Genomic DNA, 648 nt, shown 5'->3' with positions numbered 1-648 from the left:
TCGCCACGCCGCCGCCGCTTGTTCTTTCGCCCTGGCTGTCAAGGATCCACTCGACATAATTGCCATTGTTGTGCTGCCACAGGACGCGGTATCCACCGCCGTCGGCTTCGACGTGAATGGCGCTCCATCCGTTGAGGCTGTCTGGCCCCATGGTGGCCCCGTTCCAGGTGATCTCGGTGCTGCCGTCGATCAGATACATGCCGCGTGTCGACGAGGCGAGAGTCGACGATCCTGCATTCTCAATTGTGGTGTTGAAATGCCCAATCGTACCGTCGTTGTTTAGATCGGCACCATAGAACACCTCGACATCGACCACATTCGCCACACTGCCGCCGCTTGTTCTTTCGCCCTGGCTGTCAAGGATCCATTCGACGTAGTTGCCATTGTTGTGCTGCCACAGGACGCGGTATCCACCGCCGTCGGCCTCGACGTGAATGGCGCTCCATCCGTTGAGGCTGTCTGGCCCCATGGTGGCCCCGTTCCAGGTGATCTCGGTGCTGCCGTCGATCAGATACATGCCGCGTGTTGACGAGGCGAGGGTCGACGACCCTGCATTCTCAATTGTGGTGTTGAAATGCCCAATCGTACCGTCGTTGTTCAAATCGGCACCATAGAACACCTCGACATCGACCACATTCGCCACGCCGC

General features: G+C 58.8%; 1 protein-coding gene. It reads right to left on the bottom strand.

Translation table 11 applies throughout. The features are described 5' to 3' along the window. A partial coding sequence (locus ACR0JN_RS21970) for a hypothetical protein (RefSeq protein WP_480888617.1) occupies nt 1-648 on the bottom strand: 648 nt, incomplete at both ends.

This window comes from Ruegeria sp. G12, from assembly GCF_056533565.1.
Note: the sequence above shows the minus strand (reverse complement) of the source record. Positions and strands in the feature narration are given on the sequence as shown.